A 15700-nucleotide genomic window follows, 5' to 3' on the forward strand; every position below is an offset into this window, starting at 1 on the left:
TTAATGATTGACTGATATTCTGTCTGGTCGAAAAAAACCCCCGGACCTTTCGGTGCGGGGGTTTTTCGAATTCCTGGCTTGATTTTTAAGCCTTTCTTTCTCCAGGCGATGCCCCGCACGGTGGGAAAATAATCACCACCACGCTAATCACGACTAGGCTAATCACTTGTAGAAGGGCTTTCATAGGTCGTTCAATTCTTTTACGAGTTCGAAGTAATGTCTACAGAGTTATCATAGTTACCGTGGCAATTACAATAATTTTAATCATTTTTTTCGTAAGAGTAACCTGCACCAGTAATCATCCCGTTGTAATTAAAAGAATATTTATTGTTTGATAAATATTCATCACTTTACTGACGTAATAATTTATCGCTGCTTTTGCGCGCATTCTCGCAATGACTTGTACCTGTCGCTACCGATGTAAAACTGGCCCACCTGCCGATGTAAATCTGACCCACCTAGGGTAAAAATGGCAGTTTTAAGGCACTGCCAATGATGACATTGGAGACCAGAGTGGAGATTAGTGTTTTACACCGTCAGGGCATGTCGATACGCGCCATCGCGCGCCAGCTTTCATGCTCTCGTGAGACCGTTCGCAGATATATTCGTAGCCCGCTGCCCGTAGCGGATATGCGCTACAAGCCTCGCGCACCCAGCCCCTGCAAGCTTGACCCGTTCAAGACCTATATCCTTGAGCGCGTGGCCGCTGCCAGGCCCCTCTGGATACCCGCCAGTGTGCTGCTGCGCGAGATCCGTCAGCGTGGTTACGAGGGTGGTTACAGCATGCTGACCGCTTTCCTGCACCCCATTAAGCAGCCCGTCACTGAAGAGGTAACACGCTTCGAGACCGAGCCTGGCTTTCAGATGCAAGTTGATTTCACCATCATCAGACTCGGTCATAACCCATTGCTGGCCTTTGTCGCCACGCTGGGCTGGAGCCGCGCGACTTTCGTCAAGTTTTACAGCAACCAGGACTCCGCTGCCTGGTGTGACGGCATTGAGTCTGCGCTCAGGTTCTTCGGCGGGACGCCGCATCAGCTGCTGTTCGACAACGCCAAGGCCATCATCATTGAGCGCGATGTCTACGGCCCCGGTAAGCATCGCTGGAACCCGCAGTTGATGCACGTCGCCGAGAAGTATGCCTTTACTCCCAAGGTCTGCCGACCCTATCGCGCCAAGACCAAGGGTAAGGTTGAGCGGTTTAACCATTACCTCAAGAACAGCTTTATCGTGCCTCTTACCGCGACCTTCCGGCAGGCCGGGCTGGTACTGGATGTACCTGCTGCCAACACACGCATCGGCGAGTGGCTGGTCACCGTCGCGAACACACGAGTGCATGGCACCACAGGCGTACCGCCTGAGCAGCGCATGCCGCGCGAGCGTGCTGCGCTATTGCCGTTACCGAAGGTCACGTTGGCATTGCCTGCACCTGTCCCAGCGCTCAGCCAGCGTCCGGTGCCGACCGAGAGCCTGCAACATCCTCTGGCAACGTACCAGGCCTTGCTCGAGGTGCCAGCATGAACCTTCAACATGATCGTATTGCCGCGCTCTGCGAGCAACTCAAGCTCGACCGCCTGCCGGCAGAGTGGCCGGGTGTGGCACAGGCGACCATCGACAACAGCGGCACGCATGCCGACTTCCTGGAAGCCGTTTTGCAGCTCCAGCATGATGGCCAGAACGAACGGCGTCGCCAGACCATTTTGCGGTTATCAGGCCTGCCGGTGATAAAAACACTGGAGCAGTTCGATTACGCCTATGCCAGTGGCGTTCCACGAAGTCAGATCCAGGAGTTGGCGGGTCTGACATTTATCGAACGTCAGGAGAACGTTGTCCTGCTCGGGCCTTCTGGCGTCGGCAAAACGCACCTGGCGACCGCCATTGGCTATAAGGCCGCGATGGCGGGTTTAAGCATTCGGTTCATTACCGCCGCCGACATGATGCTGCAACTGATGGCGTCACATCGTCAGGGTGACCTGAAGGGCTACCTGAACCGCGTCGTAGGTAAACCTAAGCTGTTGATCATCGACGAAGTGGGATATCTGCCGTTCGGTAAAATGGAGGCGAACCTGTTCTTCCAGGTAGTCGCTAAACGGTATGAGTCAGGCAGCGTGATCCTGACCAGCAACCTGCCGTTTACGCAGTGGTCCGGAACGTTTGGTGATGACGAGACACTGACGGCAGCGATGCTGGATCGGCTGCTTCACCATGCGCATATCGCCCAAATCAGCGGCCAAAGCTATCGACTGAAAGATAAGCTGAAAAGCGGTCAACTCCAGAAGAAAACGAAAGCAACAACGCTCGAATGATTCAAAGGGGGTGGGTCAGTTTTACTTTGGCAGGGTGGGTCAGAATTCGATCGGTATTGACATGTACCCTGCTGCACATGATGGTGGTTTGTTGCGTAGTGGCTCGCGTATAAGTTTTATCTTCCTCGCCGTGGAAAAAACAGTGCGACAAAATCGCTGTAACAAGGAGCGGTTATGTCATTGTCGAAAGTACTCACACGCGCTGCATTAGGGGTAGAAGCTCCGCTGGTCACTATTGAGGTACATATCAGCAATGGTTTACCTGCGCTGACGTTGGTTGGCTTACCCGAAACAACGGTGAAAGAGGCGCGCGAGCGTGTGCGCAGCGCCATTATTAATAGCGGTTTTAACTTTCCAGCGAAGCGCATCACCATCAATTTGGGTCCCGCAGATTTGCCGAAAGAAGGAGGTCGCTACGATCTGCCAATGGCGATTGCCATTCTTGTGGCCTCTGAACAGCTTCCTGCCGGGAAACTCAACCAATACGAATTTCTGGGTGAGCTGGCTCTTGATGGCGCGCTCTGTCGCGTTCAGGGCGCAATTCCGGCCGCAATGGCGGCGCTTGAGGCTGGCCGCCAGCTGGTGCTTTCAATTGAGAATCAAGCGGATGTCGGACTTATCCGTCAGGGTACGTCATTAGTCAGCACGCATTTGTTAGGGGTATGTGCTTTTTTGCATAATCAATGCGAGTTAACGGTGGCTACGCCGCGGGAAGATGTGGTCGAGAATTTTAGCGAAGATTTAAGCGACATTTTTGGTCAGGATCAGGGTCGCAGGGCGTTAGAAATTACCGCGGCGGGAGGCCACAATTTGATGCTGATTGGCCCGCCGGGAACGGGGAAGACTATGTTAGCCACACGGTTGCCTGGCATAATGCCTCCCTTAAGCGATCAGGAAGCGCTGGAATGCGCTGCTATTGCCAGCCTGGTTAACAGCGGTGACTTGCATCAAACATGGCGTAAGCGGCCATTCAGGTCCCCTCATCACAGCGCTTCGTTGCATGCTTTAATTGGCGGTGGCTCGCTGCCTCGTCCCGGCGAAATTTCGTTAGCGCATAATGGCGTGCTTTTTTTAGATGAACTGCCTGAATTCGATCGCAAAGTTTTAGACTCGCTCCGTGAACCGATTGAATCCGGTGAAATTGCGATTTCTCGCGCCCGGGCAAAAGTAACCTACCCCGCTCGTTTTCAGCTAATCGCCGCTTTAAATCCAAGTCCAACCGGCCATTATCAGGGGCAGCATAATCGTTGTACCCCTCAGCAGGTTTTACGCTATCTCAGCAAACTCTCAGGACCGTTTCTTGATCGATTTGATTTGTCACTGGAAGTGCCTCTATTACCCAGCGGGATGCTGAGCAAGGAACGCCAAATCGGTGAATCATCAGCAAAAGTTCGTGATCGTGTTTTGACAGCCCGGACGCTGCAAATGGCACGCGCAGGGAAAATCAATGCGCATATGAGTAATGCAGATATTCAGTGTTGGTGTAATCTTCGTAAGGAAGATGCAGAATGGCTTGAAGCCGTATTAAACAAACTGGGTTTATCTGTACGGGCATGGCAGCGGATAGTAAAGGTAGCGCGTACGATAGCGGATTTAGCTGGCGAAAGTGATATTAGCCGGGCCCATTTACAGGAGGCGGTAAGTTATCGCAGTATTGAGCGGTTGTTGATTCATCTACATAAAAGTCTGCAGTAAAAAAGGGGCTTTCGCCCCTTCTCTTAATCATCGTTATCGCTGTAGTCTTCAACAGAATCCATTTGCGGCTTGCCGCCCGATAAAGTGTGAAAACGTTTAGGTCGTTTAATACGTGCAGTATATTTTGACCATACTCGTTCAGCTTCTGTTTGCGGCTCACGCAGCCCACGACATACTTCAATGAACAAACATTCTTCTTCTGTTACTGGCTCGCGCTTTGACAAATCAAGCTCGTTAAAAGCGAAACCATGCCGCTCAAGAAGCTGTGCTTCTTTAATAGTAAAGTCACCGTGACGCGAGAAACCGCGTGGGTAATGTTTGTTATCAAAGAACCGATTTTCTGTTGAGAAGCTTTCCGCCATGTTACACGCTCCTGATTCTCGTATGGCCGTGCTATTTATGGCGCGGAGTATTAGATAGGCTTGACAGAGTGTAAAACAAAACATTTAAATCTATACGACAAACATTTTTTGGGAGAACACTGTGGATACGGAATTACTGAAAACTTTCCTGGAAGTGAGTCGAACTCGCCATTTCGGGCGCGCGGCAGAAGCACTTTACTTAACACAATCTGCTGTCAGTTTTCGCATCCGTCAGTTAGAAAATCAGTTAGGGGTTAATCTTTTTACTCGTCACCGCAATAACATACGATTGACCTCAGCCGGTGAACGTTTATTGCCATATGCTGAAAGTTTGATGAGTACATGGTCAATGGCCAAGAAGGAAGTCTCGCATACTCAGCAGCATCATGAGCTTTCAATTGGTGCCAGCGCCTCGCTTTGGGAAGCCTATCTGACGCCGTGGCTACGGACGCTCTATGAGAATCGGGAAAGCCTTCATCTGGAAGCTCGTGTGGCGCAACGACATCTGCTGGTTAAGCAATTGCATGAACGTCAACTTGATCTGTTGTTGAAGACTGAGGCGCCCAAAATGGATGAACTAACCAGCCAGCAAATCGGCCATATCTCTTTAGCATTATTCCGTGCGCGCAAAACTGAGAAACGTGAGAAATACGATTACATTAAACTGGAATGGGGGGCTGATTTTCATCAGCATGAAAGTTATCTTTCGGGAGGAGATGACGTACCGGTTTTAACAACTACGTCTGCACATGTAACGCGTGAATTATTATATACCACTAGCGCCTGCGCTTTTTTGCCTGATTACTGGCATGGCCTTTATGGTGATTTAATGATTATTCCTGACACGCCAGTCGCTGTCCGTCCGCTTTATGCAGTATGGTTGCAGAATAGCGATCAACAGGCGCATATCAGACAGCTATTGAAGTTTCCAGTGATGGTGCGCTAACGTAAGGAAAGGCGATTTTAATATTGCTGCATGACCGCCAATTAAGTCAGTTATTGAGTTAGCTGCCTTAATTTTTTTCTTAGCGACAAAGCAAAAAAAAACCTTTGCCTGAGCAAAGGTTTTTCTTTTTCTGGCAGGGGCGGAGGGACTCGAACCCCCAACACCCGGTTTTGGAGACCGGTGCTCTACCAATTGAACTACGCCCCTATATAGGGTGGCGGAACGGACGGGGCTCGAACCCGCGACCCCCTGCGTGACAGGCAGGTATTCTAACCAACTGAACTACCGCTCCACCGATTCTGTACTGCCGTCCGCCCGCAGGCTGACTTCAGGTATTTCGCCCATCCCGCGTCACCGGGGTGGTCATGGCCGGTATACTGTACCGTCCGTAATTTGATGCCTGGCAGTTCCCTACTCTCGCATGGGGAGACCCCACACTACCATCGGCGCTACGGCGTTTCACTTCTGAGTTCGGCATGGGATCAGGTGGGACCACCGCGCTACGGCCGCCAGGCAAATTCTGTTTTATTCACGCCGTCACCCTCAGGCAACCACGTGAACCAGTCCGTGAACCAAGCTGAAAACCGGGTCTCTCTAAAACGCCTCTGGCGTTGTAAGGTTAAGCCTCACGGGTCATTAGTACCGGTCAGCTCAACGCATCGCTGCGCTTACACATCCGGCCTATCAACGTCGTCGTCTTCAACGTCCCTTCAGGACCCTTAAAGGGTCAGGGAAAACTCATCTCGGGGCAAGTTTCGTGCTTAGATGCTTTCAGCACTTATCTTTTCCGCACTTAGCTACCGGGCAGTGCCACTGGCGTGACAACCCGGACACCAGCGGTGCGTTCACTCCGGTCCTCTCGTACTAGGAGCAACCCCCCTCAGTTTTCCAGCGCCCACGGCAGATAGGGACCGAACTGTCTCACGACGTTCTAAACCCAGCTCGCGTACCACTTTAAACGGCGAACAGCCGTACCCTTGGGACCTACTTCAGCCCCAGGATGTGATGAGCCGACATCGAGGTGCCAAACACCGCCGTCGATATGAACTCTTGGGCGGTATCAGCCTGTTATCCCCGGAGTACCTTTTATCCGTTGAGCGATGGCCCTTCCATTCAGAACCACCGGATCACTATGACCTGCTTTCGCACCTGCTCGCGCCGTCACGCTCGCAGTCAAGCCAGCTTATGCCATTGCACTAACCTCACGATGTCCGACCGTGATTAGCTGACCTTCGTGCTCCTCCGTTACGCTTTAGGAGGAGACCGCCCCAGTCAAACTACCCACCAGACACTGTCCGCAGCCCGGATCACGGGCCTACGTTAGAACATCAAACATTAAAGGGTGGTATTTCAAGGATGGCTCCACGCAGACTGGCGTCCACGCTTCAAAGCCTCCCACCTATCCTACACATCAAGGCTCAAGGTTCAGTGTCAAGCTGTAGTAAAGGTTCACGGGGTCTTTCCGTCTTGCCGCGGGTACACTGCATCTTCACAGCGAGTTCAATTTCACTGAGTCCCGGGTGGAGACAGCCTGGCCATCATTACGCCATTCGTGCAGGTCGGAACTTACCCGACAAGGAATTTCGCTACCTTAGGACCGTTATAGTTACGGCCGCCGTTTACCGGGGCTTCAATCAGGAGCTTCTCTTGCGATAACCCCATCAGTTAACCTTCCGGCACCGGGCAGGCGTCACACCGTATACGTCCACTTTCGTGTTTGCACAGTGCTGTGTTTTTAATAAACAGTTGCAGCCAGCTGGTATCTTCGACTGGCTTCAGCTCCGGGAGCATGTCCCTTCACCTACGCGCCAGCGTGCCTTCTCCCGAAGTTACGGCACCATTTTGCCTAGTTCCTTCACCCGGGTTCTCTCAAGCGCCTGGGTATTCTCTACCTGACCACCTGTGTCGGTTTGGGGTACGATTTCGTGTTACCTGGAGCTTAGAGGCTTTTCCTGGAAGCAGGGCATCTGTCACTTCAGCACCGTAGTGCCTCGTCATCACGCCTCAGCGTAGAGTGTGCCGGATTTGCCTGGCACACACGCCTACACGCTTAAACCGGGACAACCGTCGCCCGGCTGACACAGCCTTCTCCGTCCCCCCTTCGCAGTAACACCAAGTACAGGAATATTAACCTGTTTCCCATCGACTACGCCTTTCGGCCTCGCCTTAGGGGTCGACTCACCCTGCTCCGATTAACGTTGAACAGGAACCCTTGGTCTTCCGGCGAGCGGGCTTTTCACCCGCTTTATCGTTACTTATGTCAGCATTCGCACTTCTGATACCTCCAGCAGACCTCACAGTCCGCCTTCGACGGCTTACAGAACGCTCCCCTACCCAGCGGCGCTTACGCGCCGCTGCCGCAGCTTCGGTGCATGGTTTAGCCCCGTTACATCTTCCGCGCAGGCCGACTCGACCAGTGAGCTATTACGCTTTCTTTAAATGATGGCTGCTTCTAAGCCAACATCCTGGCTGTCTGGGCCTTCCCACATCGTTTCCCACTTAACCATGACTTTGGGACCTTAGCTGGCGGTCTGGGTTGTTTCCCTCTTCACGACGGACGTTAGCACCCGCCGTGTGTCTCCCGTGATAACATTCTCCGGTATTCGTAGTTTGCATCGGGTTGGTAAGCCGGGATGGCCCCCTAGCCGAAACAGTGCTCTACCCCCGGAGATGAATTCACGAGGCGCTACCTAAATAGCTTTCGGGGAGAACCAGCTATCTCCCGGTTTGATTGGCCTTTCACCCCCAGCCACAGGTCATCCGCTAATTTTTCAACATTAGTCGGTTCGGTCCTCCAGTTAGTGTTACCCAACCTTCAACCTGCCCATGGCTAGATCACCGGGTTTCGGGTCTATACCCTGCAACTTGTCGCCCGGTTAAGACTCGGTTTCCCTGCGGCTCCCCTATACGGTTAACCTTGCTACAGAATATAAGTCGCTGACCCATTATACAAAAGGTACGCAGTCACACCACGAAGGTGCTCCCACTGCTTGTACGTACACGGTTTCAGGTTCTGTTTCACTCCCCTCGCCGGGGTTCTTTTCGCCTTTCCCTCACGGTACTGGTTCACTATCGGTCAGTCAGGAGTATTTAGCCTTGGAGGATGGTCCCCCCGTCTTCAGACAGGATATCACGTGTCCCGCCTTACTCATCGAGCTCACAGCCTGTGTGTCTTCGTGTACGGGACTGTCACCCTGTACCGTGCGCCTTTCCAGACGCTTCCACTGACACACACGCTGATTCAGACTCTGGGCTCCTCCCCGTTCGCTCGCCGCTACTGGGGGAATCTCGGTTGATTTCTTTTCCTCGGGGTACTTAGATGTTTCAGTTCCCCCGGTTCGCCTCGTAACACTATGTATTCATGTTACGATGATGCACGGAGTGCACCGGGTTTCCCCATTCGGACATCGCCGGCTGTAGCGGTTCATATCACCTTACCGGCGCTTTACGCAGATTAGCACGTCCTTCATCGCCTCTGACTGCCAGGGCATCCACCGTGTACGCTTGGTCGCTTAACCTCACAACCCACAGGCGTTTTACGCATGCAGACTGCAAAGCTGAGACCCGGACACACCGTTAATTTCACTCTTATTACGGAGAATGAACACGGGGTGTCGTTTCAATTTTCAGCTTGTTCCGGATTGTTAAAGAGCAAATATCTCAAACACGGCGCCGCTGTTTACCCGCGAAACCGGTTTTGAGATACTGGGGAGACACCTTTCACCTGTCACCAAGCAGTGGCGTCCCCTAGGGGATTCGAACCCCTGTTACCGCCGTGAAAGGGCGGTGTCCTGGCCTCTAGACGAAGGGGACACTAAAGTCGCTTCGCAAGACGCTTTGCTCATTATTTTCTATCAGACAATCTGTGTGAGCACTTCGCAGGAAGGTATCTTCAGGTAAGGAGGTGATCCAACCGCAGGTTCCCCTACGGTTACCTTGTTACGACTTCACCCCAGTCATGAATCACAAAGTGGTAAGCGCCCTCCCGGAGGTTAAGCTACCTACTTCTTTTGCAACCCACTCCCATGGTGTGACGGGCGGTGTGTACAAGGCCCGGGAACGTATTCACCGTGGCATTCTGATCCACGATTACTAGCGATTCCGACTTCACGGAGTCGGGTTGCAGACTCCGATCCGGACTACGACGCACTTTATGAGGTCCGCTTGCTCTCGCGAGGTCGCTTCTCTTTGTATGCGCCATTGTAGCACGTGCGTAGCCCTGGTCGTAAGGGCCATGATGACTTGACGTCATCCCCACCTTCCTCCGGTTTATCACCGGCAGTCTCCTTTGAGTTCCCGGCCGAACCGCTGGCAACAAAGGATAAGGGTTGCGCTCGTTGCGGGACTTAACCCAACATTTCACAACACGAGCTGACGACAGCCATGCAGCACCTGTCTCACGGCTCCCGAAGGCACTCAGGCATCTCTGCCAGATTCCGTGGATGTCAAGACCAGGTAAGGTTCTTCGCGTTGCATCGAATTAAACCACATGCTCCACCGCTTGTGCGGGCCCCCGTCAATTCATTTGAGTTTTAACCTTGCGGCCGTACTCCCCAGGCGGTCGACTTAACGCGTTAGCTCCGGAAGCCACGCCTCAAGGGCACAGCCTCCAAGTCGACATCGTTTACGGCGTGGACTACCAGGGTATCTAATCCTGTTTGCTCCCCACGCTTTCGCACCTGAGCGTCAGTCTTCGTCCAGGGGGCCGCCTTCGCCACCGGTATTCCTCCAGATCTCTACGCATTTCACCGCTACACCTGGAATTCTACCCCCCTCTACGAGACTCAAGCCTGCCAGTTTCAAATGCAGTTCCCGGGTTGAGCCCGGGGATTTCACATCTGACTTAACAGACCGCCTGCGTGCGCTTTACGCCCAGTAATTCCGATTAACGCTTGCACCCTCCGTATTACCGCGGCTGCTGGCACGGAGTTAGCCGGTGCTTCTTCTGCGGGTAACGTCAATGACGAGGCGTATTAAACCTCATCCCTTCCTCCCCGCTGAAAGTACTTTACAACCCGAAGGCCTTCTTCATACACGCGGCATGGCTGCATCAGGCTTGCGCCCATTGTGCAATATTCCCCACTGCTGCCTCCCGTAGGAGTCTGGACCGTGTCTCAGTTCCAGTGTGGCTGGTCATCCTCTCAGACCAGCTAGGGATCGTCGCCTAGGTGAGCCTTTACCTCACCTACCAGCTAATCCCGTCTGGGCACATCCGATGGTGTGAGGCCCGGAGGTCCCCCACTTTGGTCCGAAGACATTATGCGGTATTAGCCACCGTTTCCAGTGGTTATCCCCCTCCATCGGGCAGTTTCCCAGACATTACTCACCCGTCCGCCACTCGTCGGCAAAGAAGCAAGCTTCTTCCCGTTACCGTCCGACTTGCATGTGTTAGGCCTGCCGCCAGCGTTCAATCTGAGCCATGATCAAACTCTTCAATTAAAAGTCTGATTTGCTGACACCGTTCATTAAAGAATGGCGCAGCGATGCTCTGTGAATTTAACGTCGTAATGAATTACGTGTTCACTCAGCAGAGGCTTGATATTTTTTACGTCCGGAGACGCTGATATCAATCCTGCGAGTGCCCACACAGATTGTCTGATAAATTGTTAAAGAGCAGTGCGTACAGCGGCTTAACCGGCTGTCGCGAGGTGGCGTATATTACGCTTTCCTCCTGCAGAGTCAACCTCTTTCTGAGAAGTTTTTCTCCGGCGGCTCAGTCTCCCGAACCTGCCAGCACGTCATACCGTAAGCCGGTGTGCCGTGTCAGTGGAGGCGCATTATAGGGAGTTCTTACGGGCTGACAAGCGCTAATTTCAAATATTTTTCTGACTGCTTTTTTTTTCAACTAAAGTGAGCTAAACCGCTAGTTTTTCAAGCAAAGGAAAACCATATCGCTTTAGTACCGGCGATAATTGCACCGCTTCGCTGTCCATTCGGGTACAAAACGCTGCGTTTACTTGTGAAGAGCAGACTTCCGGGGCTTCATGCTCAAGCAACCAGGCCGTTCGACGCGCAATGGCTGCGCCAGAGTCAATTAAACGTGTGCCTTCCGGCAATACCTGCTGTAATTCTTCCCGCAATAAAGGAAAGTGAGTACATCCCAGTACGACCGTATCCGGCGGCTCAGACATGCGCAGCCAGGGCTGTACAATGTGGCGCACATCTTCCAGGGCAACGTTTTCTCCATGCAGCTTAGCTTCGGCTAATTCCACTAACGCTGCTGATCCCAGCATTTCGATTTTGCAGGCTGTAGCGAACTGCGCCACCAAGGTGTGGGTATAAGTACGTTTCACTGTTGCACGGGTAGCCAGCAAGCCAACCACACCATTACGTGTTAAGCGCGCCGCCGGTTTGATCGCGGGCACAACCCCCACAACCGGAAAAGCAAATCGTTCACGTAGCGTAGGTAAAGTAATAGTGCTCGCCGTATTACAGGCAATGATGACTAAAGAGAGCGGATAACGCTGGGTGATAGCGTCAACGACAGCAACGACTCGCTCAATAATAAACGTTTCCGTTTTTTCACCGTAAGGAAAACCCGCATTATCGAAGGCATAAAGATAATGAAGGTCCGGCAGTAGCTGTCGGACTTCATCATAAATGGAAAGCCCACCGACGCCAGAATCAAATACCAGCACGGTGGGACGTAAATTAGAAGCTGTAGCTGCCGCTGAGATAGTACTCTCGTCCTGGAGTTTGATAGCCATACACTGTCTCATAATCTTTATCGAACAGGTTGGCAATTCTACCACGAACGGTGAGTTGTGATGTGACCGGATACGACACCGCGAGATCCCACAAGCTTACGCCGCCCAGCTTAATGCGCTGCGCAGTATATGAATGGTTATAATCCGTGTCGTAGCGCTCGCCCAGATAATGATAAGTGACTGACCAGTCAAAATAGTAGAGGGACCAGTCCAGCTGATATTTAACCTGCTGCTTAGCACGACGAGCCAGCTGCTGGTTAGTTTCTGCGTCACGAGAATCAACATAATCGTAAGAAAGCTGATGGCTTAACGGGCCCGTTTCAAATGACGCCGTCGCTTCCACCCCCTTGATACGTGCCTTATCAATGTTGTAATAGCGATAGGTTACCGGGTCGCTATCAATCAGATTATCAATATCGTTGCGGTAGCCTGATACTCGCCAGTTAACGGGTCCGGTCAGCCCTTCAAAACCGCCTTCCCATTGTTTGCTTTTTTCAGGATTTAAATCGGCGTTTCCATAAAAGCTGCTGTAAAGCTGTCCCAGATTCGGAGCTTTAAATGCCGTACCGTAAGAGGCAAATGCGCGATACCCTTCGATAAACTCCCAGGCTGCGCTGGTTTGCCAGGTATTGTGCCAGCCAAAGGTGTTGTTATCATCGCCACGTACCGCACCTTCCAGCGTCACGCTGCCAAACTGCTGCTGCGCGGTGGCATAAATGCCGGTGTTACGTTGCTCTTGCCCTTCCGTTGTGGAATTGGTCCCTGGCTCTGAGTCTTGTTTCTGCCAGTCAATGCCGCCACTGACCGTGCCGTGACCAACCTGAACGGTATTTCCCCACTGAAGATTATATTGTTGAACATCATTCAGCGTGGCCGTCGCATCATAACGTCCCAAAGCAGGGCTGTAGTTATAATCCTTAGTATGGCTGTAGCTGGCGATGAGCTGTGTTGAATAAATACCCTGATTAAAGCGCAACCCAGAATCCCACGTTTGACTGTAGAGCTGGCGCGTATCCACAAAAGAATTGGGTTCAACGTAAGTTGGATACCCATCATAGTCAGTACGATTATCAAAACCATAACCGTGTACAAAGCCGCTAAGCTGGTCGTTAAACTGATGTTCCAGGGATCCATAAACCGTTTTGCTCATAAAACCATCACGGTCTTTTTGCGCCGGATCGCCATAAACATCCGGCAGATTGGCAACCACATCATACCCTTTGGTATAGGTATAGTTGCCTGCTACCGTCAGCCTGGTGGCATCGCCCAACATTTGTTGCGTAGAACCATCATAGGACTGATAACCATTGGAACCGACACCGGCAGTCAACGTGCTACCGGGTTGCGCACGACCAGTAATAATATTCACTACGCCGCCAATTGCATCCGAACCATAAACGGCGGAACGTGCGCCGCGAATGTATTCAATGCGTTGTACCAGCGATAACGGAATCTGGCTGAGATCGGACGAACCGGAGATACCGGCCTGATTAAGACGGATACCATCGATCAGGATCAGAACGTGGCTGGAATTGGTGCCGCGAATAAACAGTGAGCTGGATTGTCCTAATCCGCCATTTTGCGCTACATCAACACCCGGCAGTCGGCGCATCACATCGGTCAGGCTTTTTGCTTGCCAGCGATCAATCTCATCGCGCGTGACAACGGTTGTGGGTGCCAGCACGCTCGACACCGGCTGTACAAAGCGGTTAGCAGTCACAATTTGCGTATCATCATTCCCCTGAGCAAAACCGTTTTGCGCCCAGAGAGAAATCGCCGTTGCACTGGAGGCAAACAGCAACTCTTTAGTTTTAATCATTTTTCATAGCATCCAAAAGACGAAACAGGATGCCGCAGGCATACAATCAATAGCACGCGATGACTGTACGAGTTGCGACGTCACACCGGCAGGTCTTCGGGCTGGGAATCATAAGTAGTGACGACTTCCCATCCCGCAGGACAGTGTCTGCAACTGCAATCACTACGACATTCCTTACCGCTGCGCGTCAGCTCCAGATTTACACTGGATTCCCTCTTAACTCAGGCTGAGACCGGCGCACGCAGTCTACGGAGGGCCGATGTGGATGTCCAGACTTCCAAACATCTTATCTGCACAACACTGGACATCAGCAAGTGAATGCCTACAATCGCCCGGCGAGAATGCCATTAACCAGGATTGATCATGACGCCCGAACATCTCCCGATTGAACAATATGACGTGCAACTGGCGGAAAAAGTCAGTCGTTTAACCACGATGATGACGCCATTTGCCGCACCCGAAGTGGAGGTGTTTCGTTCACCGGTCAGCCACTATCGTATGCGCGCGGAGTTCCGCCTGTGGCATGATGGCGACGACATCTATCACATCATTTTTGATCAGCAAACGCGTGAGCGTATCCGCGTCGATCAATTTTCGGCGGCCAGCGCGTTAATCAATCTGGTCATGCCGAAAATGATCGCAGCGATCCGTGATAACCAAACGCTGCGCCACAAGCTGTTTCAGATCGATTACCTGTCAACGATGAGTAATCAGATCGTGATTTCCTTGCTTTATCACCGCAAGCTGGACGATGTGTGGCAGCAGGCTGCGAGCGAACTTCGCGACCAACTGCGAGCAGAAGGCATTGATGCCCAGCTGATTGGCCGGGCGACCAAAACCAAAATCTGCCTCGATCGCGATTATGTCGATGAACGCCTGCCAGTGGCGGGTCGTGAGATGATCTATCGTCAGGTCGAAAACAGTTTTACCCAGCCGAACGCAGCAATGAATATTCACATGCTGGAATGGGCGCTGGACGTAACAAAGGCGTCGCGCGGCGATCTGCTGGAACTTTACTGCGGCAATGGCAACTTCTCGCTGGCGCTGGCGCGTAACTTCCGCCGGGTGCTGGCCACAGAGATTGCTAAACCGTCGGTCGCCTCAGCACAGTTTAATATTGTAGCTAACCAGATCGATAACGTGCAGATCATTCGTATGGCGGCCGAAGAGTTTACTCAGGCAATGAAGGGAGTACGCAGCTTTAACCGCCTGGAAGGCATCGATCTGAAAAGTTATGATTGCGAGACAATTTTTGTCGATCCGCCACGCAGCGGGCTGGATGATGAAACGGTGAAGATGGTGCAAGCTTACCCGCGCATCCTGTACATCTCCTGCAATCCGCAAACGCTGAGCGATAATCTGCAAATCCTGGCGCAGACCCATGACATCACTCGGCTGGCGCTGTTTGATCAGTTTCCCTACACCCACCATATGGAATGTGGCGTGCTGCTTATACGCAAAGCTTAAAAAAACGGGAACCGCTGGGTTCCCGTTTTCACTTTCACTGTTTGCGCTTCCGTTTAATGCGCGTGGCTATCCAGAACACCAGCGCCACCATCAAAATGGTAGGAATAAAGTTGGAACCCATGTCTGGATACTCAGCGCGAACTAATGCGCTATAAACCAAAATTCCCAACAGGAAAAAAGCCGCCGCTAATCCGGGCATACCGTCTGGCATACTGCAGTTCAGGTAACGCTGGTGCAGACACCAGGCTGCCAGACCTAGCGCAAGCAAGGGAAAGATTGAAAACGGTACAAAAGCGCTAAATAGCACTGAAAATGAGCCGTTAATCGCTAGTCCGGTAATAAAAGCCAGTAACAGCGTGCCTTTATCGCGGGAAATCTGTTGGGTCATGGCATTATCC

At 52.2% G+C, this 15700-nt stretch carries 10 protein-coding genes, 3 tRNA genes, 3 rRNA genes and 1 riboswitch; of the genes, 5 read left to right on the forward strand and 11 right to left on the reverse strand.

The window, feature by feature from the left end; all coding sequences use genetic code 11:
• Positions 1-85: 85 nt before the first annotated feature.
• Positions 86-184 carry an ilv operon leader peptide gene (gene ilvL / locus H2P46_RS16895; protein ID WP_193406076.1) on the reverse strand — a complete coding sequence of 33 codons (99 nt, stop codon included), beginning with the start codon at positions 182-184 and terminating at the stop codon, positions 86-88.
• 308 nt (positions 185-492) lie between these two features.
• Between ilvL and istA the strand changes: the two genes are divergently transcribed.
• From istA to H2P46_RS16910, 3 genes are all read left to right on the forward strand, one after another.
• Entirely contained in the window at positions 493-1521 is a 1029-nt protein-coding gene (istA, locus tag H2P46_RS16900) for an IS21 family transposase (RefSeq protein ID WP_193403210.1), read from the forward strand.
• A complete protein-coding gene (istB, locus tag H2P46_RS16905) occupies positions 1518-2306 on the forward strand; it encodes an IS21-like element helper ATPase IstB (RefSeq protein ID WP_193403211.1) in 789 nt (262 codons plus the stop codon). The genes istA and istB overlap by 4 nt, the downstream gene beginning before the upstream one ends.
• Before the next feature lie 174 nt (positions 2307-2480).
• Positions 2481-4001: a YifB family Mg chelatase-like AAA ATPase gene (locus H2P46_RS16910; protein WP_193406077.1), complete on the forward strand. Its 1521-nt coding sequence runs from the start codon at positions 2481-2483 to the stop codon at positions 3999-4001.
• Positions 4002-4024: 23 nt separating this feature from the next.
• Here H2P46_RS16910 and H2P46_RS16915 read toward each other — a convergent pair whose 3' ends face one another.
• Positions 4025-4363, reverse strand: a complete 339-nt coding sequence (locus tag H2P46_RS16915) for a MaoP family protein (protein WP_193406078.1) — start codon at positions 4361-4363, stop codon at positions 4025-4027.
• 121 nt (positions 4364-4484) lie between these two features.
• On the opposite strand from H2P46_RS16915, the gene hdfR reads away from it, so the two are divergent.
• Positions 4485-5309, forward strand: coding sequence for an HTH-type transcriptional regulator HdfR (gene hdfR, locus H2P46_RS16920; protein WP_193406079.1), 825 nt, complete (start codon positions 4485-4487; stop codon positions 5307-5309).
• Positions 5310-5440: 131 nt separating this feature from the next.
• Here the strand turns inward: hdfR and H2P46_RS16925 are convergent.
• The 8 genes from H2P46_RS16925 to btuB all read right to left on the reverse strand — a co-directional run bounded on the left by H2P46_RS16925 (position 5441) and on the right by btuB (position 13835).
• Positions 5441-5516, reverse strand: a tRNA-Trp gene (locus H2P46_RS16925).
• A gap of 8 nt (positions 5517-5524) precedes the next feature.
• A tRNA-Asp gene (locus tag H2P46_RS16930) sits at positions 5525-5601 on the reverse strand.
• A gap of 106 nt (positions 5602-5707) precedes the next feature.
• A 5S ribosomal RNA gene (gene rrf, locus H2P46_RS16935) occupies positions 5708-5823 on the reverse strand.
• A gap of 101 nt (positions 5824-5924) precedes the next feature.
• Positions 5925-8827 (reverse strand): 23S ribosomal RNA (locus H2P46_RS16940).
• A gap of 220 nt (positions 8828-9047) precedes the next feature.
• Positions 9048-9122 (reverse strand) — tRNA-Glu (locus H2P46_RS16945).
• A gap of 84 nt (positions 9123-9206) precedes the next feature.
• Positions 9207-10748 (reverse strand): 16S ribosomal RNA (locus H2P46_RS16950).
• Together the 16S, 23S and 5S rRNA genes with 3 tRNA genes alongside form the textbook arrangement of a ribosomal RNA operon.
• Before the next feature lie 416 nt (positions 10749-11164).
• On the reverse strand, positions 11165-12016 hold the full coding sequence (gene murI / locus H2P46_RS16955) for a glutamate racemase (RefSeq protein ID WP_193406080.1): 852 nt from the start codon (positions 12014-12016) through the stop codon (positions 11165-11167).
• Complete coding sequence (gene btuB / locus H2P46_RS16960; RefSeq protein WP_193406081.1) at positions 11961-13835, reverse strand: TonB-dependent vitamin B12 receptor BtuB; 1875 nt, start codon at positions 13833-13835, stop codon at positions 11961-11963. The genes murI and btuB overlap by 56 nt, the downstream gene beginning before the upstream one ends.
• 70 nt (positions 13836-13905) lie before the next feature.
• Positions 13906-14086, reverse strand: a riboswitch (cobalamin riboswitch).
• 112 nt (positions 14087-14198) lie between these two features.
• On the opposite strand from btuB, the gene trmA reads away from it, so the two are divergent.
• On the forward strand, positions 14199-15302 hold the full coding sequence (gene trmA / locus H2P46_RS16965) for a tRNA (uridine(54)-C5)-methyltransferase TrmA (protein WP_193406082.1): 1104 nt from the start codon (positions 14199-14201) through the stop codon (positions 15300-15302).
• Between the two features lie 34 nt (positions 15303-15336).
• Here the strand turns inward: trmA and H2P46_RS16970 are convergent, their stop codons facing one another.
• The gene (locus tag H2P46_RS16970) at positions 15337-15690 is read right to left on the reverse strand and encodes a YijD family membrane protein (RefSeq protein ID WP_193406083.1); all 354 of its coding nucleotides are present in this window, start codon (positions 15688-15690) and stop codon (positions 15337-15339) included.
• Positions 15691-15700: the final 10 nt, after the last annotated feature.

Origin of the sequence: Mixta mediterraneensis (assembly GCF_014946725.1) — a bacterium.
GTDB classification, from domain to species: Bacteria; Pseudomonadota; Gammaproteobacteria; order Enterobacterales; family Enterobacteriaceae; genus Pantoea; species Pantoea mediterraneensis.

What these genes read in the sequence shown, in the direction of transcription:
- ilvL (WP_193406076.1), bottom strand. Translation starts at nt 184, where the DNA reads ATGAAAGCCCTTCTACAAGTGATTAGCCTAGTCGTGATTAGCGTGGTG.
- istA (WP_193403210.1), top strand. Translation starts at nt 493, where the DNA reads ATGATGACATTGGAGACCAGAGTGGAGATTAGTGTTTTACACCGTCAG.
- istB (WP_193403211.1), top strand. Translation starts at nt 1,518, where the DNA reads ATGAACCTTCAACATGATCGTATTGCCGCGCTCTGCGAGCAACTCAAG.
- H2P46_RS16910 (WP_193406077.1), top strand. Translation starts at nt 2,481, where the DNA reads ATGTCATTGTCGAAAGTACTCACACGCGCTGCATTAGGGGTAGAAGCT.
- H2P46_RS16915 (WP_193406078.1), bottom strand. Translation starts at nt 4,363, where the DNA reads ATGGCGGAAAGCTTCTCAACAGAAAATCGGTTCTTTGATAACAAACAT.
- murI (WP_193406080.1), bottom strand. Translation starts at nt 12,016, where the DNA reads ATGGCTATCAAACTCCAGGACGAGAGTACTATCTCAGCGGCAGCTACA.
- btuB (WP_193406081.1), bottom strand. Translation starts at nt 13,835, where the DNA reads ATGATTAAAACTAAAGAGTTGCTGTTTGCCTCCAGTGCAACGGCGATT.
- trmA (WP_193406082.1), top strand. Translation starts at nt 14,199, where the DNA reads ATGACGCCCGAACATCTCCCGATTGAACAATATGACGTGCAACTGGCG.
- H2P46_RS16970 (WP_193406083.1), bottom strand. Translation starts at nt 15,690, where the DNA reads ATGACCCAACAGATTTCCCGCGATAAAGGCACGCTGTTACTGGCTTTT.